Here is a 21,048-nt window from a genome sequence, read left to right on the forward strand (position 1 = left end):
CCTCCGTTTAATCGGCCATTTAGCCCGAAATCGGACGAAATTCGGCTGGACTCGCGGTCACGGCCGACCCCCTACATTACCCCACAGTCCGACGGACGAGTATGAGCAACTCGACCCGACTCCCGGAATCGGGAGGTGTCGCAGCGTGATTCGTTCCATCGACGACACGCCGTGGCGGGCGGTCGGCAGGCACCGGTTCGACTCGGCGGCCGAACTCGACGCGACGCTCACGACCACCCTCGGTTCGGAGGGCGGAACCGTGCCCCGTCTCCGCGGCGTCGACCCCGAGGAGGCGGAACGACTGCTCTCCTCGGCGCGCGAGGCGGACGTGGAACTCGAGGTCCACTTCTGCATCGAGGACCGACTGGTCAAGATAGATACCGAGGGCGTCGTCGCGGTCAGAGACGACCGCTGACGCTCGCTCCCGTCCCCGCTATCCGCGCCGGAGGTCGTCGCGCACGAACGTCTCGATGCGCCGGATGCCGTCGTCGCCGACGTCGAACACGTCCACGAAGTCGAAGCGTACGCCCCCGTCCGCACCGACCAGTCGGCCGCGGGCGACCCGGCCGCCGTCGTCGGCGCGGTACGTCGCCGTCACCTCGTGGCGCGTCTCCGTCTCGGGGCGACCGTCGCGCATGAACGAGACGAACGTCTCGCGTCCCGACAGCGTCCGGTCGGGCCTGTCGTGGACGACGTCGGGCGCAAGCACCGACGCGAGGCGGTCGTAGTCGCCGGCGTCGACGGCGTCGTAGTACGTCTCGACGAGTCCCCGTCCCGACGCGGCGGCGTCCGAGTCCATGCGTGCCAGTCGCGGTGCCGGCGACAAGACGCTGACGGGTCGTCCCCCGCGGGACCGCCGGCGATGGCGACGGCGACGGCGACGAGTGGTCCCTCGCCGTCCGCCGACGAACCGCTTTTATCCGTCCGTCGCCGACTGCCACCACCGTGTCCGACGCCTCGTCTCCGAGCCTGCACGTCCGCTACGAGGGCGACGACGACCCCGCGAAGTGTACGGCGCGGAAACTCTCGCGGTTCGACCTCGCCGAACTCCACCGGTCCGACCGCGCGACGCCGTACGGCGTCGTCCTTAATCCGCACGCCGAACGCGCCCTCTCGCCGGCGGACGCGGGCGCGACGACCCTCGTCGCCCTCGACTGCTCGTGGGAGTCGGCCGGCGAGGCGATGTTCTCGCTGCCGGGCGACCACCGCGCGCTCCCGTACCTCGTCGCGGCCAACCCGGTCAACTTCGGGCGGCCGATGCAACTCACCACGGTGGAGGCACTCGCCGCCGCCCTCTCCATCTTCGGTCACGCCGACCACGCCGAGCGAATCCTCTCGAAGTTCACGTGGGGGCACACGTTCCTCGAACTGAACGAGGAACCGCTCAGACGCTACGCCGACTGCGAGGACTCCTCGGCGGTGGTCGAGATTCAGCAGGAGTATCTGGAGCGCGGCGACTGACCGATCCGACGGCGTCACCGAGCCTTCGCCCACGACCCGATAGCGCCCGCGATGGCGCTGTCGACGGCGAAGAGGACCGTCACCACCAGTCCCACGAGGAAGACGCCCGCGCCGCCGAGGAACGCCCCCAGCGGTCCACCGGCGAGTCCGAGGACGCTCCCCAACAGGGCGAGGACGAGGGTGAGGACGACGCCGGAGATGGACCCCGCGAGGAGCCCGTTCCACGCGCCGTCGCCGAGCGTTCCGCCCGCGAGGTAGCCCGCGGCGAACCCGCCGACGAGGCCGGCGCCTATCTGTCCGAGGAGGGGGAGCGAGAGTCCGACCGCCCCGACGACGAGTATCACGACGAAGCCGACGGCGACGGCACGCCAGTCCGTGTTCATGCGTCCGGGTACGCTCGTCCCGGACAAAAGTCTCGTGCCCGTCGGCGCGTCGTCGCCGCACCGCCGCCGCGCCGTCCCGTGGAGTGTCACGTCCTGCCGCGCGACGGCCGAACGGACGCGCTTTTACCCCTCGGCCGAGTAGAGAGGGTATCATGATTTTCGAGTCCCTCCCGACGACGCCGCGGTCGGAGGAACTTCTCGACAAAGCCTTCTCGCGTGCCGCGCGGTCCGGTCGGGCGAAGTCGGGACTGGAGGCCCAGGAGTCGATGCTCCAGACGGCTTCGTCCATCCTCTCGGACAACCTGGAGAACGTCGTCACAGAGTGGCCCGACTTCGGGACGGTCGACCCGTTCTACTACGAACTCGCCGACGCCATCGTGGACGTCTCGGACCCGGGGTCGGACGACGACCCGGACCATCGCCCCGGCGGCGTCGACGAACTCAGACAGAGTCTCTCGGAGGTGACGTGGGCGAGCCGGCAGATAGCCGAGATTCGTCGCGAGTACCAGTCGAAGATGCGGAAGTCCGACCCGGAGACGGCCCGCAAACACCGCAAACAGGCGTTCGCCCGGATGGCCGACATCGTCGAGGAAGTCTCCGAGGACCTCCTGCGAATCGGCGAGGCCCGCGACGCCCTGAAGAACCTCCCCGACATCCGCCCCGACGAACCGGCCATCGTCGTCGCCGGCTACCCGAACGTCGGCAAGTCGTCGTTCGTCAACCACGTCACCCGCGCGTCCAACGAGATAGCGCGCTACCCGTTCACGACGAAGGGCGTCCAGATAGGCCACTTCGAGCGCGACCGGATTCGATACCAGATCATCGACACGCCCGGCCTCCTCGACAGGCCCGAGGCGGACCGCAACGACATCGAGAAGCAGGCCGTCAGCGCCCTCGAACACCTCGCGGACGCCGTCCTGTTCGTCGTCGACGCCAGCGGTGCGTGCGGCTACCCGCTCGACGCGCAGTTGGAACTGCGCGACGCCGTCGAACGGCGGTTCGCCGAACGCGACGTGCCGGTACTCACCGTCTGCAACAAGAGCGACCGCTCGACCGACGTGGCGGCGGACTACTACATGAGCGTCGAGACGGAGGAGGGCGTCGACGACGTGCTCGCCGCCGCCGTCGACGCCGTCGACTGGAGCCCCGACATCCCGCCGTCGCGGCAGGAGTAGGTCGGGACTCGACCCCACGACCCACGCGACGACTGGCTCTGGAACGGGTACGCATCCGGTCTCGGACCGCCCTCGGGAGCTATTCTCGTTCTCCAGACGACCGAGACCCGGAATCGTTCATATCGTCTCTGGCGTGAATCTTGGCCTGTTCGCGAGCGCTGGGATTGACCGACTCCTTGAACGGAACCTTCGCGACCGTCGCATAGACGGGTTCGCCGGGCTCCTCGGCGTACTCGTCCGGGAGGTGGACTTCGAACTCCGCGTCGACGTCCGCGTCGTATATCGAGTCGTCGAGCGGAACGTCGGTCGCGGCCTGCAGTTTCGTCGCCGGCACGAATCCGAGGCCGATGTTGGTCTCCAGTTCCGGATTCCACCACGCCGACGTCAGATAGCCGCACTCGTCGCCGGTCTCGGGGTCCGAGACGAGCCAGAAGTCGGGAGCGTAGTCCCGGATCGGTTCGCCGGCCATCTTCAGGCCGACCAGTTTGTGCGTGAACGGGAAATCGCCGTTCTCGATGGCGTCTCGCTGGCGTTCCAGTTCGGCTTTGCCGACGTAGTCCGCGTCCTTGTCGTCGGGCACCTGATAGCCGAGGTTGACCTGGAACGGCGACGTCTCGTCGTCCATGTCCTGCCCCAGCGACATGATTCCGGCTGCGATACGTCGTTGATGGGATATCCCCGTCGCGGTACCGCCGTGGGCCTCGACCGTTTCGAGTACCGGGTTCCACACCCCTTCGGCGTTCTTCGTCGCCTCACGGACATATATCTCGAATCCCGCCTCTCCGGAGAAGCCGGTCTGACTCACCAGCACCGGGACGTCGTTGACCGTGGCTTCCATCAGTCCGTAGTACGGGATGTCTTCGACCACGTCTCCGACGAGCGACTCCATCACCGCAGGCGATTTCGGGCCCTGAACTTGCATCGGCGAGACGTCGATCTCGTCGATGTCGACCTCGAACTCGGAGTTGACCGTGACGCCTTGGAGCCACTGTTTCAGGTCGGCGTCCGCGATGGAGAACCAGAACTCGTCGTCGGCGAGTCGTAACAGGACGAAGTCGTTGAGGATGCCGCCGTCCTGATTGCAGCAGATGGCGTACTTCCCGCGCATCGGCTCGATGTCGGTCGCGTCTCGCGTGATGACGTAGTTGACGAACGCCTCGGCATCGGGCCCCTCGACGCGGATCTGGCGCTCGACGGCGACGTCCATCAGCGTCACCTCGTCGACCAGCAGGTCGTACTCGGCGTCCAACCCGCCCTCGTCGGGGTCGATGTACGCCCGCGGGTGGTACATGTGATTGTAGACCGTCGCCTGCCGACACCCCGCCTCGACGGAGAGGTGCCAGAACGGTGACTGCCGAACTCGAGTCGATATCAGGAGGTCGACGTCCGCGTCGCCCGTCTGACGGAGATTTCTGGGGATGGTCCGATCCGATTGGTCGACGTCGGGGTGGTTCGGATGGTGTCGATTACTCGTCATTGTCGAACTATTCCGGTGCTCCGGCGCAACGGCCGAACAGCGATGTCCAGATACGTCCGAACCGACTGGCGTCGAATGCCGTGACGACTCCAGCGGTGAGGGAGACGTGTGATTCGGTAGCGCTGGCTCGGCCGCCGTCATTGTGTTCCCGTGCCATATCACCAGATAACATGCCCCCGACCGTATCCCTCTGTATGTTATACGTTTAACGTGTTTATACGGACGGCGGAAGATTTCGTCCCCCCACCGAGCCTTCCGTCCGTCGCTCGAGTGGTGCGGTCGGAACGACGAGGGGGGAGTGATGGCGGACGACTACCGTCACTCCGACCGTCTCGAAGAATTCACCGGTGTCAGTCGCTTCTACTCGGCCTCGTACGTCACGCTGACCGTCGCGGTCACCGTCACCGGGCCGGGTTCGAAGGACGTGCTCGCGCCGCCGGCGTCCGCCGTCTCGTAGGCCACGCGGGTGCCGACGGGGGGTGAAGCCACCGGACGTGGAGACGGAGTGGACGCCCGCGATGGAGAGGTTCGCCGCGTCGGCGAGCGTGTCGGCGTCGGTGCGGGCGGCGTCCATCGCGGCGCGCAGGGCCTCTTCGCGGAGGTCGGCGCGCGTCTCGTCGGTGAGCGTGAAGGTGACCTGTTGGACCTCGTCGGCACCGTTGCCGACGGCCACGTCGATCACCTCGCCCGCGCGGTCGGGGGCGACTTCGATGGTGTACGCGTGGACCGCCCGGTAGCCGGTCACGTTCCGCTCCTTCCCGTCGTAGTCGTACTGCGGGCCGACGCGGAAGTGCGCCGTGGTCACGGCGTCGTCGGGGACGCCGGCGTCACGGAGCGCCTGCCGCATCGTCTCGGAGCGCTCCGCGACCTGCGCGCGGGCGTCGTCGGCCGAGGACGCCGTCGCCGTCACGGCGACGGTGAGGACGGCGAGGTCGGCTTCGGTTGACACCTCGCCGTCCCCGGAGACGGTGATGGTACGACCCGACGCGTCCGACAGTTGCTGGGCGTTCGTGACCTGCTGTGCGCCGGCTTCGTCCGCGCCGCCGTCGGCCTGTAGCGGGGCGAGACACCCCGACAGGGCGAGGAGCGCTGCGAGGGTGACCGGGAGGACGACCGTTCTGAATCGACGTTGCATAGCCACGTCTTCGTCGGCTCAGCGCTTCAAGCCGCCGTTGTCACAAAGAACTCTTTCAGTCACGCCGGCACCGCCCCGGAGCGACCCGCCACCGCGGCCGGGTCGCCGGCCAGCACCGACGCGTCGTCGGTCGCTCCCTCGACCCGTCTGGGCTGGTCGACGGGGACGTACCGCACTTCGACCGCCAGGTCGCGGCTCCCCAACGGACCGAGCGGTTCCGGCGCGAGTTCGCGGATGCGCGGGCGGAGTCGCTCGCCGACGTCGGGCGGCGACGCGTCGGGCGGGTAGCCGACGGTGACGACGACGCGAGTCGGCGTCTGGAACGGGAAGCCGTCGTACTGCACGTCCATCGACAGGAGCGACGCCTCCTCGGGGAGTTCCGCGCTGACCGCGCTCTGCGCGTCCGTCTCGAACGTCGCGGTGCGGTAGGTGCCGTAGGTGACGCCGACGAGCACCGACGACAGGACGAGGAGTATCATCCCGATGCTGGCGAGGCGCGAGACGGTCGCCGACCTGGCCTCTTCCTCGCGGAACCACAGTTGCGGCCGGTAGCCCATCTGCCAGAGGACGATGAGGGCGACGAAGTTTATCGACAGGATGTTGACGAGCACCAGCACGAAGGGCCCCAGCATCGCCACCGGTTGTCCCCAGGCCAGGGCGACGCCGACGACGGCGATGGGCGGCACCAGCGCGGCCGCTATCATGACGCCGACGAGCGCGGCGGAGACGCCCGACGAGACGGCGGCCGCCCCCGCGGCACCGGCGCCGAGGGCGATGACGAGCGACAGTACGTCCGGCGCGAGTCGCTCGCGCACCTCGCTGATGGCGAACACCTCCTCGGCCGTCAGCGGGACGATACCGGACGCGCGGAGGACGACGGCGAAGATGGCCGCGGCGGCGATGGCGATGGCGGTGCCGAGCACCTGCAGTTTGATGCCCTCGACCGCCATCTCCCGGTCGTCGATGACGGTTCCGACGCTCGTCGACATCGCGGGGCCGACGAGGGGGGCGATGACCATCGACCCGACGACGACGGCCGGCGAGTCGAGGAGGACGCCCGCGGTGGCGACCACCGCGCTCACGACGGTCATGAGGACGAACGACGGGAGCGGCGGGGCCAACTCGTCCGCGTTGGCGGCGAGTTCCTCCCGCGCGATTCGGTCGCTGTCCCCGTTCTCCTCCTCGTACCGCTCTTCCAGCGCCTCGAACCGCTCGGAGACGACGGTTTCGGCGTCGACGACGACGGTGTAGGCGTCGCGTTCGATACCCACCTCGCGCAACTTCTCCAGCACGGGTTCGACGGCGGCCGACGGCAGCGGAAAGGAGACGAGCGCGGTGTAGTCGCGACCGCTCGTCTCGTCGGAGACGGCGTAGTCTATCCCCTCCTCGTCCAGCAGTTCGAGGACCGTCTTTCGTTTCCCCGTCGGAATCATCACCTGTACGAGTCGCACGTCGGAACGTTCCGCGGGGGGAGCAAAAACCCGACGGCGTGCGGTCCGTCCGGCGTCGCCGCCGCCGGTTCGACGTATCCCCGCCGCCGGTTCGACGCATCCCCGCCGACGACTCGACGCGTCCGCTCGCCCGACGTGCCCGATTCCGAGACTGAACACTTTTTGCATCGCTGAGCGACTGTCGGGTAGGTGACTCGTTACCATGCCACGTGAACAGATATTCCCGGAAGCGGAGTACGAACGGCGGGTCGACCGGACGAAGGCGCGGATGCGCGAGGCGGAGTTGGACGCGCTCGTCGTCTCAGACCCGGCGAACATGAACTACCTGACGGGGTACGACGGCTGGTCGTTCTACGTCCATCAGGCCGTCGTCGTGACCCCCGGGCGCGACGAACCCGTCTGGATCGGCCGGGAGATGGACGCGGGGGGCGCGCGAGCGACGACGCACCTCGACCGCGAGAGCATCCGCTCGTACAGCGACGACCACGTCCACTCGCCGTACGACCTCCACCCGATGGACTACGTCGCCGGCGTCCTCGAAGAACTGGGCGTCGACGACGGGTCCGTCGGACTGGAGATGGACGCGTCGTACTTCACCGCGAAGTCGTACACGCGACTGCGGGAGAACCTCCCGGACGCCGCCTTCGAGGACGCGACCCTGCTCGTGGGCTGGGTTCGCATCGTGAAGTCCGAACGCGAACTCGACTACATGCGCGAGGCCGCCCGCATCTCCGAGAACGCGATGCGGGCGGGGTTAGACGCCATCGAGGAGGGCGTCCCGGAGTACGAGGCGGCGCGAGCTATCTACGACGCCCTCGTCCGCGGCACCGACGACTACGGCGGCGACTACCCCGCCATCGTCCCGTTGATGCCGTCGGGCGACCACACGGGGACGCCGCACCTGACGTGGACGGACCGCGAGTTCGAGGACGGCGACCCGGTCATCGTCGAACTGTCGGGCTGTCGGCACCGCTATCACTCCCCGCTCGCGCGGACGACGTTCGTCGGCGACCCCCCCCGAGAAACTCGAACACACCGCCGACGTCGTCGTCGAGGGACTCGAAGCCGCCCTCGACGCCGTCGAACCGGGCGTCACCTGCGAGGCCGTCGAACGCGCGTGGCGGGAGACCATCGCGAAGTACGACATCGAGAAAGCCGACCGAATCGGCTACTCGATGGGGTTGGGCTACCCCCCGGACTGGGGCGAACACACGGCGAGCCTCCGTCCCGGAGACGAGACGGTGCTGGAGGAGGACATGACGTTCCACGCGATTCCCGGCATCTGGACGGACGAGGTGGGCGTCGAGATAAGCGAGACGTTCCGCGTCACCGCCTCCGGCGCGGAGACGCTCGCTGACTTCCCGCGGCGATTGTTCACGACCTGACCCGCCGCCGACCGTTCGGAGGGGTCGCCGTGGTCCGGCGGATTCGGCACGGTCCGGGCCGATTCGGCGCTGCTCGGACCGATTCGGTGCGTCCGGACGCCCACGACGGCGTACACCTAAGCTACTGTGCTACGTTAGCTAGTCACATGGTAGAGTTACTTCGGGACCGTCTGGAGACGGTCCGTCGCGGCTTCCACCGCCACCCCGAACCGGCGTGGCGCGAGTTCTACACCACGGCTCGGCTGGTGGAGGAGATAGCGCGAATCGGCGTCGACGAACTGGCCGTCGGCGCCGACGCCTACGACCCCGCCGACCGGATGGCCGTCCCCGACGAGTCGGACCTGGAACCGTGGCTGAACCGCGCCCGGGAGTACGGCGCGGACGAGGACGTCCTCGGGAAGATGGCCGGCGGCAACACCGGCGCAGTCGCCGTCCTCGAACGCGGCGACGGGCCGTCGGTCGGACTCCGCGTCGACATCGACGGCCTGTTCGTCGAGGAGTCGACCGACGACGACCACCGCCCCGCGGCCGAGGGGTTCCGCTCGGAGAGAGACGGGACGATGCACGCCTGCGGGCACGACGCCCACATGACGTGGGGGTTGGCGACGCTCGAAGCGGTCGCGGCGAGCGACTTCGCGGGGCGACTCGTCGTCTTCTTCCAACCGGCAGAAGAGCTGAGCGGCGGCGGCAGACCGATGGCCGAGAGCCGATTCGCGGAGGGGGTGGACTACCTGCTGGCCGTCCACGTCGGCCTCGACCACCCGACCGGCGAGGTGGTCGCGGGCATCGAGAAACCGCTCGCGATGTGCCACGTCGACGTGACCATCAGGGGAACGTCGGCCCACGCGGGCAAGGCCCCGAACGAGGGCGACAACGCCATTCAGGCGGCGGGCACCGTCATCCAGAACGCGTACGCCATCCCGCGCCACGGCGACGGGATGACCAGAGTGAACGTCGGCAGGGTCGAGGCGGGCACGTCGAGCAACGTCGTCGCCGAACGCGCCCACATGGAGGCCGAAGCGCGGGGGGAGACCACCGAACTGATGGAGTACGTGAAGTCGCGTCTGGAGCGTACGGTCGCGTCCGCGGCCGCCATGCACGGCTGCCGGGCCGAGTTCGACGTGGTGAGCGAGTCGCCGCGGGCGGACAGCGACCCCGAACTGCAGGCCCTCGTGGCCGAGGTGGCCGAGGGCGTCGAGGGCATCGACAGCGTCCTCCCGGCCGCCGACTTCGGCGCGAGCGAGGACGCGACGTTCCTGATGGACCGCGTGCAGCGAGACGGCGGGCTGGCGACGTACCTCGTCGTCGGCACCGACCACCCGACGAGTCACCACACGTCGACGTTCGACGTCGACGAGCGGTGTCTGGGCCACGGCGTCGACGTGCTGGTCCGGACGATTCGGGAACTCGAACGGCGACATCCGGTCCCGCGTGCGACCGTCGAGGACGACGAGTGACCGGGGTCCGACGGTCCGGCTGACTCGACGGCCGCACGAGACGCCGGCGCGGGGATTACGCCGTCAGTCGTCGTCCGACTCGACCGGGTCGCCGGCACCGGGTGGGTCCGGCTCGCTCTTCCGGCTCGACCCCACGAGGACCGTCTCGTCCTGCAGGAGCACGCGGCCGTAGTTCGAGCCGAAGTCCTTCATCAGCGAGAGGAGGGCGAGGAAGCAGACGAACGCGAACGGCGTCCCGGTGATGATGGCCGCCTGCTGGAGCGTGTTCGCGCTCCCCGTCCCGCCGAGAATCATCAGTATCGCCGCGGTCAGTCCGAGGACGACGCCCCAGAAGATGCGGTTGATGGTCGACGGTCGGGCCTTGCCGCCGGTCGTCATCATCGAGACGGCCAGCGTCGAGGAGTCCGCCGAGGTGACGAAGAACGTCGTCACGAGTATCAGGAACATGTACATCAGGAGCGTCCCGACGGGGAGCGTCATCGACACCCCGCCGAGGTTCAGCGTGAACTGCAGCGCCTCGAAGAGGATGAAGCCGGACACCTCCGCGCCCGCCTCGCCGGCGATGACCGCGCCGAAGTCCGCGACGCCGTTGTGCTGGGCCCAGACGGCGGTGCCGCCGATGAACGTGAACCACGGAATCGTCGCCGCCGACGTCGCGACGATGCCGGTGAACGCGACTTCGCGGACGGTGCGACCCTTCGAGATGCGGGCGATGAACAGGCCCGCGAACGGCGACCACGAGAGCGCCCACGCCCAGTAGAACACCGTCCACGCGTTCATCCAGTTCGTCGACTCCATGTTCCCCGCGCCCATCGGCCCCGCGCCGGTGAAGAGGCTCATCGCGACGAAGTCCGACACCATCCCGCCGAACGCCTGCGTGCCCAGCAGAAGCAAGAACAGCGTCGGGCCGACGAGGAACGTCGAGAGCATGAGCACGACGAACAGGACCATGTTGAAGTTCGAGAGTCGGCGAATCCCCTTGTCGACGCCGAGTACCATCGACGTCGTGAACAGGAGCGTCATGAACGTCACCACGAGGAGGATGCCGACGTTCCCCATGCTGATTCCCCACTGGTAGTCCAGTCCGGTGACGAACTGGCTGCCGATGAAGCCCAGCGACGTCGCCACCCCGCCGATGGTCGCGAAGACGGCGAGGATGTCGACGACTTTCGCCACCGGGCCGTCGAGGTTGTCCGCGCCGATGATGGGCGTCAGCGCCGAGGAGACGCGCAGCGGGACGTTCTCGTAGTTGTACGCGAAGTAGCCGATGGCGATTCCCATGATGGTGAACACGGCCAGTTGGGGCAGCGCCCAGTGGAACATCGTCTGCTGGACGGCGATGGTCATCGCCTCGGCCGAACTCCCCTGTACGCCCTCGAACAACGGCGAGGGGTTCGCGTAGTAGAACAGCGCCTCGGTCGGCCCCCAGAACACCACGCCGGCCGCGAAGCCCGCGGAGTAGAGCATCGAGAAGAACGAGAGGAAGCTGTACTCGGGGGACTCGTCGCCGAGTTTGATGGCTCCCCACGGGCCGACGATGAGGAACAGCAGGAAGACGACGACGAGGAACACGATGAGCAGGAGCGCCCAGTTGAACATCCCGAGCATCGTCCCGTTCAGCGAGGAGATTCCGCTCTCGACGGCGTTCGGGCTGACGAAGAACGCGACGATGACGCCCACGGTCAGCAACGCCCCGAACAGGAAGACGGTCGGGTCGATCTCCTCGCGGAACTCGGCGACGAGTCCCTTCCCGTCGTCACTCATACCGTCTCACCTCCCCGAGCGACCCACGACGCCGTGTTCGACTGTCGCACCACGTACCGCAGGGGGTGCTATGTGAACTCATGCCAACTTGTCGACAGAGCGTCTGATAAGTGTTTTTCAGACAGACGAGTCATATACGATTTCTGTCTGGTCGCCGAACCGTCCCTGTCGACGGGCGCGTCACCGGGCGACGGCGAGGGTGCGTCTCGGTGCGAGGGCGGTCTACTCGCGGTCCAGTCGGTTCAGTATCGGAATCTCGTCGAGTCGCTCGTCGGCAACGCCGTTCCACGCGAGACCCTCCGGCTTCCCGCCCGACGCGTCCGTGCGAACGCTCCGTTCCGGCGTGAACACCCACTCTATCGGGACGTCGTGCGACGCAGTCGGAATTGCCTCGTCCACGAACTGCATCTCGTGGAGCGTCGTCACCGTCGTCGTCGCGTCGTCGACGAGTCCGAACTCCCGAAGGATGGCGAACTCCAGGTCGCTGTATCCTTCCCCCTTCCCGACGCGCGCTCCTATACCGTTCACAGCGACGCTTCCCGAGACGATCAGATCGATCGATTCCATCTCGTCTGGACCGACCGGGACACCGACCTCCGACGACCCGCCGATGGTCGTCGCGTGGTCGATATCCGCTATCTCGTCGGGGTCCAACCGGAGGAAACACTTCTCGTCCCGCAATCGCGGGACGGCCATGTAGAGCGTCTTTCCCGCTCGCAGCGCGGCCCGCCGTACGGGAAGTTGCGGGGAGTCGGGATTGGACTTGACTACCTCAGCCTCCTGCCACGCTTCGTTCGCTGCTAACCGTTCCGCCGCCTCGTCTGCACCGTCGAAATTGGGAATTCTGCCGTGCGGTGGATACGGAAACCGGGCCTCCCCGCTCTCCTCTAACTCGTCCCAGATGCGCTCTCGAAGCGCCTGTTTGTCCATGCTCGCAGTTATCGGCCCGAGTACTAGAACGTCCCTCACCTCGTCCCGACGGGGACCGCCGCGGCCGACGGGCGCGCGGGTCGGGCGCGCCCCGGTTCAGTCGTCGTCTCGCGACAGTTTGAGCGCGTCCACGAGCCTGTCGGTGACCACTCGCTCGACCATCGCGACCAGTTGCGCGGTGTCGTCGTACTCCGCGAACACGCCGAGGGGCACCTCGCCGCCCGCCATCTCGCGGTGGCCGCCGGCGCTCCCGACGCCCCCGAACGCCTCGCGGAGGACCGTCCCGACGTGGAGTCGCGCGTCTGTCGAGCGAGCGCTCAGGTGGATGGAGTCGTCGACGATGCCGTACACGACGGCCGTCTGGACGCCTTCGAGGGTGGCGAGGTAGTCGGCGGCCTGCGGGAGTGCGTCGCGTTCGCTGGTCCGACCGACGTGGGAGACGAGTACCGACCCCCGAACGTCTCGGTTCCGAATCGCGTCCGCGATGGCGTCCACGGTGGCGCCGCTGACCGACGGCGTCGCCAGTCTCCGGAGCAGGTCGCGGTCCGTCGGGCCGTGGAGGTGGCCGGCGGCGGCGTACTCGGCTTCGGTCGCGCCGCGGAGGAAGCCGAGCGTCTCCCGTCGGATGGCGAACAAGAGGGCGGTCGCGAGGGCGCTGTCGAGCGAGAGGTCGAGTTCGCGGACGTACTGCGTGAGGATGGTCGCCGTCGCGCCGATGGACTCCCGGTGGTCCACGAACCGGGCTTCCACGTCCTCGGCGGGGTGGTGGTCGATGACGATGTCGACGGGCGTCCCCTCCGGGACTTCGTTGTTCGCACCCGGGCGGGAGTGGTCGACGAACGCCACCAGCGAGTCGGCCGGTCGGTCCGTCACGGCAGCCGCGTCGAACGCCGTGAGGTCGATTTCGAGGAGGTTGATGAACGCGCGGTTCTGCTGGTGGGAGATGTCGCCGCTGTAGAGGATTCGACGCTCGTCTATCCCGGCGTCCGCGGCGATTCGGCCGAGCGCGAACGCGCTCGCGAGACAGTCCGGGTCGGGGTTGTTGTGACAGACGATGTTCAACTCCGCGGCGTCCGCGAGCAGCGACTGCAGTTCGGAGATGTCGCTCATCCCCGGCGTTCGGTGCGGGAACTACAAGGGTCTACTCCCGAGGGAGCGCGCGTCGGACGGCCGTCGGCGCGGGCGGTCGCCTCACTCGCCGACTCTGTCGGGCTCCTCGACGCTGTCGAGTATCTCGGCGGCGCACTCCAGCACCGTCTCGGGGTCGGCGTTCGCCGCGTCGGCGACCTGTCTGGCGTGGACGGCCAGCGGCGACAGGAGGTCGTACACCTTCGCGTCCAACTGGTCGTCGTTCGCGTCGGCGTGCGCGTGGACGTAGTCGGTGCCGCTCCCGTACTGCATGGCGAGGAAGAACGACTCCGGTCGCTCCACGTCGTCGGACAGGAGGGCGGTGGCGTCCCGGACGCGCCTGCTGGAACTCCTCGGGCGTCGCGCCGGACTCGGGGCCGTTCGGTCGTCGGTCGGTCGTCTCTGACATCGGTCTCTGTGCCTCCTGTTCACATCATCCGTAATAAGACTATGTCCGAAACGGGACTGTATCCGAACCGAGACGGTCTGCACCGATTCGGCCCGCAACGTCAGCGTTAACCGGCGGGACGGCCTCCAGTCGCACATGTTCGAAGACCGCCCGGACCGTCAGGAAGTCGTCCTCGTCGGGCGCTCTAACGTCGGGAAGTCGACGCTGATGCGGGAGTTGACCGGCCACTCGAAGTTCACGACGGGCAAGAAGCCGGGCGTGACCCGACAGCCGAACCACTTCGACTGGAGCGGCGAGCGCTTCATGTTCACCGACCTCCCCGGCTTCGGGTTCATGTCGGGCGTCGAGGAGGCCCGCCGCGAGGAGATAAAGACGGACATCGTCCGCTACCTCGAGTCGAACGCCGACGACATCCTCGCCGCCGTCCTCGTCGTGGACGGCAAGAGCGTCGTGGACATCATCGACCGGCACTCCGGCCCGGACGAGATTCCCCACGACGTGGAGATGTTCCACTTCCTCCGTGAACTCGGCGTCCCCACCGTCGTCGCGGTGAACAAGATGGACAAAGTCGACGACAGGGACGAACGACTGGACGAACTCTGTGACCGTCTCGGCCTGATGCCGCCGTGGAAACAGTGGTCGGACGTGATAGCGCCCGTCACCGCGAAGCGCGGGAGCATCGACGCGCTTCTGGAATCGCTGCAGACGTACTTCCACGAGCAGAAACGCGACGACCTGCTGAAGTTCGTCAGCTAGGGGCCTCGCTCAGGTAGACGCGGACCGAGACGCCCGCCCTCGACGAGAGACACGTCGCGCCGACGGCGTCCCCGTCGGGCAACGGGACCGAAACCGTCCTGGACCTGCCCGTCGCCCTCGTCTCGTCGACCGCCGTCGCCAGCGCCGAGTCGGCGTCCCACGGGAGGACGTCCCACGCCGGTCGACCGACGTGCGAGTCGTCGACGCCGAGTCGGTCACAGGCCCCTTTCACGTCGCCGAGCGTCCCGTCCGGGGCGACGGCGAACGTCGGGACGCCCAGACCGTCGAGGACGGCTTCGAGTTCGTGGATGCGGGCGCGGTTCGACCGGTCGCGCCCGACGCCGCAGACGCCGAACGGTCCGCCCGCCTCGTCTTCGAGGAGCGACCCGGTGAACTCGTACGGGCGCGACTCGCCGTCTTTCGTCCGGACCGTCGCCTCGATGGTCACGCTCTCGCCGTCGAGGACGGCCGCGATGGCCTCGGCGACGCGTTCGGCGTCGCCGTCGTCGAAGAACTCCGTCGGGTGCATCTCCGCTATCGCCTCGTCGGCGTACCCCGTCTGGTCGGCCAGCGCGTCGTTCCAGCGGAGGAACTGCCCCGACGCGTCGAACACGTAGAACACGTCCTCGACGGCGTCGAGAGCGGTGTCGAGCAGTTTCCGGTTCCGCGCCGCCTCCCGGGTGGCGCGCGACGCGGTGACGGCCTGTTCGATGCGCCGGGCGAGCACCTCGAACTGCTCGGTGCCCATCTCCTTCTTCAGGTAGTCGGTGGCACCGGCGCGGAACGCCTCGCCGGCGACTTCCTCGCTTCCCTTCCCCGTGAAGAGGATGAACGGGAGGTTCGGATAGGCGTCCCTGACCGTTTCGAGGAGGTCGAGGCCCGTCTCGCGATGCATCTCGTAGTCGCTGACGACGCAGTCGACGGCGGACGCGTTCGACTCCAGAAACGCGCGGGCGTCGGCCGGCGATTCGGCGGTGTACGTGTTGGCGGACTGGAGGTGGCGGCCGACGAACGTCGCGGCGGCCTCGACGAATGCGGGGTCGTCGTCGACGAGCAGGATACCCACGTCGTCGTCCACTGGGCGGTGCTCGTTCACGGTCTCTCTCGGACGCCCGACCCCCTTAACGTACACCGTCTTTCAACGCGAAATCAGGCGATTTTACGCCGCTGTCGCTCGCTATCCCGGGATTAATGTCGTCTCGGTCACAGAAGGGCGACTCGGGCGTTGAGTGCCTCGTCACACGGGGCTCGGTGGGGGTAACCCTCGTCACTGTCGCCCGTGGGACGGTAGCGGGCCGCCGCATTTCACCCTTACCCTCTGCGCGCCGTGTCGTCGCTCGCTAGGCGTCCCACGCGCCGTTCTCGGCGTGGGTCGCGGCGACCCGGCGCACGGCCGCCGCGTCGAGCAGGCCGTCCTCCGTGGCGAGTCCGTCCACCGACGCGGCGGGGACGCGTTCGAACGTCGGCGCGAACACCGTCACCTCGGCGTCGCCGTCGTACACCGCGCCGCGCGGCGACGCCTCGTCTTCCACCCGGTACTCACCCGCCGGCCGCACCTTGTCGCTGGCGGCGACGACGTAGACGGGCACCCCCGCCTCCCGCGCCGCGCCGGCGAGGACGCGCGTCCCCGTCTTGTTGACGACGCTCCCGTCCGGGCCGACGGCGTCGCGCCGACGACGACGGCGTCGACGGCCGTCTCCGCGGCCGTCATCGCGGCCGGAAGCGCCGCTTCGGTGGTGAGCGTCACCGTCCCCGTCGTCGCCGCGGCCATCGACTCCGCGACGGCGACGCCCTCGCGTTCCGGTCGCGACTCCGCGACGAGGAGCGACGACGGGTCGAGTTCGCGGAGGACCGTCGCGACGGTGCCGGACCGCGACAGCGTCGCCACGGCCGTCGCCTCGGCGTCTCGAAGCCGCCGCACCGCGGTCCGCGCCGCCTCGTCGCCCGCGTCGAACGCCGCCCGGAGTTCCCGAATCGCCGTCGTCACCACGCGTCGGGGGTTCGCTCGGCCGTCGCGAGGACGCGGTTCACGCGGTTGCCGACGGCGGCCATGCTCGGCCGCGCGTCGCGGAGTTCGCGGCCGACCGCGGCGACCGACTCCCAGTCGTCCGCCTCCGCGGCGGCGTCTCGGAGCGTTTCCAGCGCGCGCGCGGAAATCCACGCCGACCCGTGGGTCCGGTCCGTCCGCACGTCGTCGACGGTCGGACCCACGCGTCGCCACGTCTCCCAGAGGTGCGGGACGGTCGGCCGGTCACGTATCTCCGTCGGGTCCGTCCACTCCGTCTCGGCGAGTTCCTCGTTCGCCGTGACCGTCCGCGACGACGACTCGAACAGGAACGGGTGGACGACGAACGACCCCTCCTCGTCCGCGACGGTCACCGTCTCGCCCGCGGCGAGGAGTTCGAGGTCGGCCTCCGTCAGACCGGTCTCCTCGCGGAGTTCCCGCCACGCGTCCGCCGTCGCGTCGGCCGGGTCGCCCTCGACGTACCCGGAGACGCCCGCCCACCGACCGGCGTACGTCCCCGTCCGCTCGCTCCGTCGGGTGAGTAACACCGCCCCGCGGTTCCGGACGAAGCAGGTGACGACGTGTGCCATACCGCCCGTTAGGCGCGCGGGACAACGGTTTTTGCGGTGTCCGGCGTATTCTCCCGCATGTCCGTCGAACTCGCCGTCGTCAGCGACACGCACGTGCCGTCGCGGGAGGCGCGAATCCCCGACTGGGTCGCCGGGCGGATTCGCGCGGCCGACCACGTCGTCCACGCGGGGGACTTCGACTCCCTGGACGCCTACGACCGGGTGGTCGAACTCGCCGGCGGGGCGGGGAACCTCACCGCCGTCCTCGGCAACATCGACCCGCGGTCGTTCGACCTGCCGGAGGTGACGACGCTCTCGGTCGAAGACGCCCTGTTCGTCGTCACTCACGGTTCCGGCCCGCGGGAGGGCTACCGCGAACGCGTCGCCGGCACGGTGCGGGAGTCGGGCGGTCCGGACGCCGTCGGCATCTCGGGGCACACCCACGAGGTGATGGACGAGGCGTTCGACGGCGTCAGACTCCTGAACCCCGGAAGCGCGACGGGCGCGAGTCCGGCGACGGAGGCGACGATGCTCACGGTCACCGTCGAGGGGTCGGACGTGTCGGCCACGCTCCACCGCGAGTGACCGAAACCGGCCGCACTCACCACCATCTCCCCGCTTTTTACCTGTCCGGTCCCGACCGACGGGTATGGAACTGTTCGCCGTCCCCGACGTGCCCGAGATTCGGCCGGGCGACGACCTCGCGGCCGTCGTCCGCGACCGGGTCGACCTCCGAGAGGACGACGTCGTCTGCGTCGCCTCGACGGTGGTCTCGAAGGCCGAGGGGCGACTGTTCGACCTCGAAGACTTCCCGGCGGGCCCCCGCGCCCGCGAAATCGCGTCGACCCTCGAAGCCGCCACCGGCGAGGAGAAGGACCCGCGCTTCGCGCAGGCGGTCTTAGAGGAGAGCGTCGACCTCCTGATGGAGTCGCCGTTTCTCCTCACGGAGACGCGCTTCGGGCACGTCGGCGTCAACGCCGGCATCGACCGCTCGAACGTCCCCGACCACGACCTGCTGCTCCTGCCGAAACGCCCGTCCGAGAGCGCCGAGCGAATCCGCGCCGAACTCCCCGCCGACCGCGTCGTCGTCACCGACACCTGCGGGCGACCGTTCCGCCACGGGCAACGCGGCGTCGCCATCGGGTGGGCCGGGATGCACGCCTCGCGCGACTGGCGCGGCGAGACGGACCGCGACGGCCGCGAACTCGGCGTCACCGTCGAGAACGTCGTGGACGAACTCGCCGCGGCCGCCAACCTCCTCGCCGGCGAGGGCGCGGGCGGGACGCCCGTCGTCGTCGTCCGCGACTTCGAGTGGGGCGACCACGGCGGCAGCGACAACCACTTCCGCGAGATAGCGGGCGACTTCGTCCGGCAGGCCGTCCGGGGGTGGGAGCATGAGTGACGACCCGACGCTCGGCATCGAACTCACGCCCGAAGCCCCCGTCCCCGAGACGGTCGCACGCGGCGTCCGCGCCGAGGAGGCCGGCTACGACGCGGCGTTCGTCTCCTGTCACTACAACAACCGCGACCCGTTCGCGGTCCTCTCCCGTCTGGCGGGCGAGACGGACCGGATTCGCCTCGGCCCGGGCGTCGCCAACCCCTACGAGATGCACCCGGTCACCCTCGCCGCGAAGACGGCCACCGTCGCGGAACTGTCGGCGGGCCGGGCCGTGTTCGGCATCGGCCCGGGCGACCCCTCGACGCTCTCGAACCTCGGCCTCGAAGACGAACGCGGCCTCCGCTCCGTGCTTGAGGCGTTCAAGGTCGCCCAGCGAGTGTGGGACGGCGAACGCGTCAGTCACGACGGGACGTTCGAGGCGGCCGACGCCGGTCTCAACTTCGACGTGCCGGGCGAGATTCCGGTGTACGTCGGCGGCGAGGGGCCGCACATGTGCCGGATGGCGGGAAAGCACGCCGACGGCCTCCTGTTCAACGGCTCCCACCCCGACGACCTGTCGTGGGCCCGGGACCGCGTCGCGGAGGGTATCGAGGACCGACCCGACGACCGCGGCGACTTCGAACTCCTCGCGTACGCCAGCGTCAGCGTCGGTGCCGACCGCGAGGCGGCCCGCGAGGCCGCCCGGCCGCCGGTGGCGTTCATCGCCGCGGGGGCCGCCCCGCCGGTCCTCGACAGACACGGGATAGACCGGTCGCTGGCGAGTGACATCGGCGAGAAGATTTCGGCGGGCGAGTTCTCCGAGGCGTTCGGCCTCGTCACGCCCGCGATGATAGACGCGTTCTCCGTCGCCGGCACCGCGGACGAGGTGGCCGACCGCATCGCGGCCGTCCTCGACCACGCCGACGGCGTGGTGGTCGGGTCGCCCCTCGGCCCGGACCCGGACGAGGCGGTTACGCTCGCCGCCGAGGCGACGGCTCGCGCGCGCTCGAACCGATGCCCGTGAGGGCGTTCACGAGAGCCCCGACCGTGAGGTAGCCGAAGACGGCGCTGGCGGCGAGGACGAACCCGGCGCCGAACAGGAACGCGACTGCGCTGAGGGGGTCCACACCGAGGAACACGTCGAAGACGAACGTGAGCACGAGGTTGACGACGCTCGTGAGCAACTCCACGACGAAGTCGATGACTGTGACCATACCCGCCGTTCGGAACGGCCGTACTTGTGTGTTGAGGATTCCCACCGCGGCGAGGAGTTTTCACCGTCCCCTCGGTATGCCGTAGCAGATGGACGACGAGAGTTCCGACGACGAGTCGATTCGTGAGGCCGTCGAACAGTCGCGAAGCGGTGCGCCGGCGTACGGGGGGACCGTCCGGGACCGGTTCGAGACGCACGAGGTGTTCCAGCGCATCATCGCCGTCGCCGACGAGGAGGCGACGCGGAAGACGCGTGAACTGTTCTTCAGCGCGCTGGCCGCCGGGTTCGCGATAACGGTCACGTTCCTGCTGTACGCGTCGATGACGGCGTCGACCGGCCGCGACCCGGTTCTCAGCGCGCTGCTGTACCCGCTCGGGTTCGTCTTCATCATCATCGGGGGCTACCAGCTCTACACAGAGAACACGCTGCCGCCCGTCGTCCTCCTGCTCGAACGACTGGTGAGCGTCCCCCACCTGCTGAAGATCTGGGCCGTCGTCGTCGCCGGCAACTTCGTCGGCGGCGGCGTCGGCGCGTCGTCCTCGCGGCGGCGCGAGTCGCCGCCGTCGTACTCCTCGCGAACGTAGACGCCGAGGTAGCCGCCGAGGGCCGACAGACCGGCCGACAGCGCCACCACGAGGAGGGTGACGAGCAGGAACGTCCCGACGAAGAACACCGCCGCGTTGAGGGCGTTCTCCACGATGGTTATCAGCCCGAGGCCGCCGAAGACGAGGGCGACGACGAGGAGGACCGGGACCGCGGCGATGGCGCCAGAGACGGCGCCGACCCGGAGGCCGTCGTCGCGCGACCCGGCGTACAGGTAGCCCGCCACGCCGCCCCCGAGGACGGGGGAGAACGGGACGACGCTCGCGACGACGCTCACCAGCGCTCCGATGAGCGCGCTCACCCAGAAGCTCATCCCCTCGCGGTCCGTCGTGTCGATAGTAGTTTGCGTCATACCCATATCTACGCGCG

Annotated in this window: 20 protein-coding genes and 4 pseudogenes; 10 read left to right on the forward strand and 14 right to left on the reverse strand. The window is 68.8% G+C overall.

Translation table 11 applies throughout. From position 1 onward, the window contains the following. Window positions 1–145 precede the first annotated feature (145 nt). The gene (locus GJ632_RS01980) at window positions 146–415 is read left to right on the forward strand and encodes a hypothetical protein (protein ID WP_089808951.1); all 270 of its coding nucleotides are present in this window, start codon (window positions 146–148) and stop codon (window positions 413–415) included. 18 nt (window positions 416–433) lie between these two features. On the opposite strand, the gene GJ632_RS01985 is transcribed toward GJ632_RS01980, so the two are convergent. After that, window positions 434–799, reverse strand: a complete 366-nt coding sequence (locus GJ632_RS01985; RefSeq protein WP_191451918.1) for a nuclear transport factor 2 family protein — start codon at window positions 797–799, stop codon at window positions 434–436. 146 nt (window positions 800–945) lie between these two features. Between GJ632_RS01985 and GJ632_RS01990 the strand changes: the two genes are divergently transcribed. Beyond that, a complete protein-coding gene (locus tag GJ632_RS01990) occupies window positions 946–1,461 on the forward strand; it encodes a DUF367 family protein (RefSeq protein ID WP_089808947.1) in 516 nt (171 codons plus the stop codon). Window positions 1,462–1,475: 14 nt separating this feature from the next. Here the strand turns inward: GJ632_RS01990 and GJ632_RS01995 are convergent, their stop codons facing one another. After that, on the reverse strand, window positions 1,476–1,844 hold the full coding sequence (locus tag GJ632_RS01995) for a DUF5518 domain-containing protein (protein ID WP_089808945.1): 369 nt from the start codon (window positions 1,842–1,844) through the stop codon (window positions 1,476–1,478). Between the two features lie 152 nt (window positions 1,845–1,996). On the opposite strand from GJ632_RS01995, the gene GJ632_RS02000 reads away from it, so the two are divergent. Then, complete coding sequence (locus tag GJ632_RS02000; protein WP_089808943.1) at window positions 1,997–3,019, forward strand: GTPase; 1,023 nt, start codon at window positions 1,997–1,999, stop codon at window positions 3,017–3,019. Between the two features lie 79 nt (window positions 3,020–3,098). Here GJ632_RS02000 and GJ632_RS02005 read toward each other — a convergent pair whose 3' ends face one another. The 3 genes from GJ632_RS02005 to GJ632_RS02015 form a co-directional block, all read right to left on the reverse strand. Then, entirely contained in the window at window positions 3,099–4,496 is a 1,398-nt protein-coding gene (locus tag GJ632_RS02005; RefSeq protein ID WP_197427817.1) for an aminomethyl transferase family protein, read from the reverse strand. Window positions 4,497–4,710: 214 nt separating this feature from the next. After that, window positions 4,711–5,631 carry an SIMPL domain-containing protein gene (locus GJ632_RS02010; RefSeq protein ID WP_343160962.1) on the reverse strand — a complete coding sequence of 307 codons (921 nt, stop codon included), beginning with the start codon at window positions 5,629–5,631 and terminating at the stop codon, window positions 4,711–4,713. A gap of 59 nt (window positions 5,632–5,690) precedes the next feature. After that, window positions 5,691–7,082 (reverse strand): TIGR00341 family protein, encoded by a 1,392-nt coding sequence (locus tag GJ632_RS02015; RefSeq protein WP_343160963.1) that lies wholly within the window; start codon window positions 7,080–7,082, stop codon window positions 5,691–5,693. 202 nt (window positions 7,083–7,284) lie between these two features. Here GJ632_RS02015 and GJ632_RS02020 point away from each other — a divergent pair. Continuing rightward, a pseudogene (locus tag GJ632_RS02020) lies at window positions 7,285–8,467 on the forward strand (M24 family metallopeptidase). A gap of 146 nt (window positions 8,468–8,613) precedes the next feature. Beyond that, complete coding sequence (locus GJ632_RS02025; protein WP_191451919.1) at window positions 8,614–9,924, forward strand: amidohydrolase; 1,311 nt, start codon at window positions 8,614–8,616, stop codon at window positions 9,922–9,924. Window positions 9,925–9,987: 63 nt separating this feature from the next. Here the strand turns inward: GJ632_RS02025 and GJ632_RS02030 are convergent, their stop codons facing one another. From GJ632_RS02030 to GJ632_RS02045, 4 genes are all read right to left on the reverse strand, one after another. Then, entirely contained in the window at window positions 9,988–11,688 is a 1,701-nt protein-coding gene (locus GJ632_RS02030) for a BCCT family transporter (protein WP_089808936.1), read from the reverse strand. Window positions 11,689–11,910: 222 nt separating this feature from the next. Then, window positions 11,911–12,618, reverse strand: a complete 708-nt coding sequence (locus GJ632_RS02035; protein WP_191451920.1) for a 5-formyltetrahydrofolate cyclo-ligase — start codon at window positions 12,616–12,618, stop codon at window positions 11,911–11,913. Window positions 12,619–12,714: 96 nt separating this feature from the next. Continuing rightward, on the reverse strand, window positions 12,715–13,728 hold the full coding sequence (locus tag GJ632_RS02040) for a bifunctional oligoribonuclease/PAP phosphatase NrnA (protein WP_089808932.1): 1,014 nt from the start codon (window positions 13,726–13,728) through the stop codon (window positions 12,715–12,717). Window positions 13,729–13,809: 81 nt separating this feature from the next. Next, window positions 13,810–14,049 carry a hypothetical protein gene (locus GJ632_RS02045; RefSeq protein ID WP_191451921.1) on the reverse strand — a complete coding sequence of 80 codons (240 nt, stop codon included), beginning with the start codon at window positions 14,047–14,049 and terminating at the stop codon, window positions 13,810–13,812. A gap of 241 nt (window positions 14,050–14,290) precedes the next feature. Here GJ632_RS02045 and engB point away from each other — a divergent pair, with 241 nt between their 5' ends. Further along, entirely contained in the window at window positions 14,291–14,911 is a 621-nt protein-coding gene (gene engB / locus GJ632_RS02050) for a GTP-binding protein EngB (RefSeq protein WP_089808928.1), read from the forward strand. Here the strand turns inward: engB and GJ632_RS02055 are convergent. From GJ632_RS02055 to GJ632_RS25090, 3 genes and pseudogenes are all read right to left on the reverse strand, one after another. Then, window positions 14,904–15,989: a PAS domain-containing protein gene (locus GJ632_RS02055; protein WP_191451922.1), complete on the reverse strand. Its 1,086-nt coding sequence runs from the start codon at window positions 15,987–15,989 to the stop codon at window positions 14,904–14,906. The two genes, engB and GJ632_RS02055, sit on opposite strands and share 8 nt — an antisense overlap. A 262-nt stretch (window positions 15,990–16,251) precedes the next feature. Continuing rightward, a pseudogene (locus tag GJ632_RS25720) lies at window positions 16,252–16,901 on the reverse strand (hypothetical protein). Further along, window positions 16,895–17,506, reverse strand: a complete 612-nt coding sequence (locus GJ632_RS25090; RefSeq protein ID WP_343160964.1) for an NUDIX domain-containing protein — start codon at window positions 17,504–17,506, stop codon at window positions 16,895–16,897. The pseudogene GJ632_RS25720 and the gene GJ632_RS25090 overlap by 7 nt, the downstream one beginning before the upstream one ends. A 57-nt stretch (window positions 17,507–17,563) precedes the next feature. Here GJ632_RS25090 and GJ632_RS02065 point away from each other — a divergent pair, with 57 nt between their 5' ends. The 3 genes from GJ632_RS02065 to GJ632_RS02075 all read left to right on the forward strand — a co-directional run bounded on the left by GJ632_RS02065 (window position 17,564) and on the right by GJ632_RS02075 (window position 19,887). After that, window positions 17,564–18,070 carry a metallophosphoesterase family protein gene (locus GJ632_RS02065; protein ID WP_191451923.1) on the forward strand — a complete coding sequence of 169 codons (507 nt, stop codon included), beginning with the start codon at window positions 17,564–17,566 and terminating at the stop codon, window positions 18,068–18,070. A gap of 64 nt (window positions 18,071–18,134) precedes the next feature. Further along, window positions 18,135–18,887, forward strand: coding sequence for a coenzyme F420-0:L-glutamate ligase (locus GJ632_RS02070; RefSeq protein WP_191451924.1), 753 nt, complete (start codon window positions 18,135–18,137; stop codon window positions 18,885–18,887). Beyond that, window positions 18,880–19,887, forward strand: a complete 1,008-nt coding sequence (locus GJ632_RS02075) for a 5,10-methylenetetrahydromethanopterin reductase (protein ID WP_191451925.1) — start codon at window positions 18,880–18,882, stop codon at window positions 19,885–19,887. Before GJ632_RS02070 ends, GJ632_RS02075 begins: the two co-directional genes overlap by 8 nt. Here the strand turns inward: GJ632_RS02075 and GJ632_RS02080 are convergent. Continuing rightward, window positions 19,835–20,077: a hypothetical protein gene (locus GJ632_RS02080; RefSeq protein ID WP_191451926.1), complete on the reverse strand. Its 243-nt coding sequence runs from the start codon at window positions 20,075–20,077 to the stop codon at window positions 19,835–19,837. The two genes, GJ632_RS02075 and GJ632_RS02080, sit on opposite strands and share 53 nt — an antisense overlap. A gap of 88 nt (window positions 20,078–20,165) precedes the next feature. Here GJ632_RS02080 and GJ632_RS02085 point away from each other — a divergent pair. Continuing rightward, a pseudogene (locus GJ632_RS02085) lies at window positions 20,166–20,609 on the forward strand (formate/nitrite transporter family protein); the annotation flags it as partial. A gap of 107 nt (window positions 20,610–20,716) precedes the next feature. On the opposite strand, the pseudogene GJ632_RS21800 reads toward GJ632_RS02085, so the two are convergent. After that, window positions 20,717–21,037: pseudogene (locus GJ632_RS21800) on the reverse strand (DUF5518 domain-containing protein); the annotation flags it as partial. Between the last annotated feature and the right edge of the window lie 11 nt (window positions 21,038–21,048).

The sequence above is a fragment of the Halogeometricum sp. CBA1124 genome (assembly GCF_009741955.1).
Classification (GTDB): Archaea; Halobacteriota; Halobacteria; order Halobacteriales; family Haloferacaceae; genus Halogeometricum; species Halogeometricum rufum.

Bases quoted from the DNA above. Each gene is read 5' to 3' on its own strand.
- GJ632_RS01985 (WP_191451918.1), bottom strand. From the start codon at position 799: ATGGACTCGGACGCCGCCGCGTCGGGACGGGGACTCGTCGAGACGTAC.
- GJ632_RS01995 (WP_089808945.1), bottom strand. From the start codon at position 1,844: ATGAACACGGACTGGCGTGCCGTCGCCGTCGGCTTCGTCGTGATACTC.
- GJ632_RS02000 (WP_089808943.1), top strand. From the start codon at position 1,997: ATGATTTTCGAGTCCCTCCCGACGACGCCGCGGTCGGAGGAACTTCTC.
- GJ632_RS02005 (WP_197427817.1), bottom strand. From the start codon at position 4,496: ATGACGAGTAATCGACACCATCCGAACCACCCCGACGTCGACCAATCG.
- GJ632_RS02010 (WP_343160962.1), bottom strand. From the start codon at position 5,631: ATGCAACGTCGATTCAGAACGGTCGTCCTCCCGGTCACCCTCGCAGCG.
- GJ632_RS02025 (WP_191451919.1), top strand. From the start codon at position 8,614: ATGGTAGAGTTACTTCGGGACCGTCTGGAGACGGTCCGTCGCGGCTTC.
- GJ632_RS02030 (WP_089808936.1), bottom strand. From the start codon at position 11,688: ATGAGTGACGACGGGAAGGGACTCGTCGCCGAGTTCCGCGAGGAGATC.
- GJ632_RS02035 (WP_191451920.1), bottom strand. From the start codon at position 12,618: ATGGACAAACAGGCGCTTCGAGAGCGCATCTGGGACGAGTTAGAGGAG.
- GJ632_RS02040 (WP_089808932.1), bottom strand. From the start codon at position 13,728: ATGAGCGACATCTCCGAACTGCAGTCGCTGCTCGCGGACGCCGCGGAG.
- engB (WP_089808928.1), top strand. From the start codon at position 14,291: ATGTTCGAAGACCGCCCGGACCGTCAGGAAGTCGTCCTCGTCGGGCGC.
- GJ632_RS25090 (WP_343160964.1), bottom strand. From the start codon at position 17,506: ATGGCACACGTCGTCACCTGCTTCGTCCGGAACCGCGGGGCGGTGTTA.
- GJ632_RS02065 (WP_191451923.1), top strand. From the start codon at position 17,564: ATGTCCGTCGAACTCGCCGTCGTCAGCGACACGCACGTGCCGTCGCGG.
- GJ632_RS02070 (WP_191451924.1), top strand. From the start codon at position 18,135: ATGGAACTGTTCGCCGTCCCCGACGTGCCCGAGATTCGGCCGGGCGAC.
- GJ632_RS02075 (WP_191451925.1), top strand. From the start codon at position 18,880: ATGAGTGACGACCCGACGCTCGGCATCGAACTCACGCCCGAAGCCCCC.
- GJ632_RS02080 (WP_191451926.1), bottom strand. From the start codon at position 20,077: ATGGTCACAGTCATCGACTTCGTCGTGGAGTTGCTCACGAGCGTCGTC.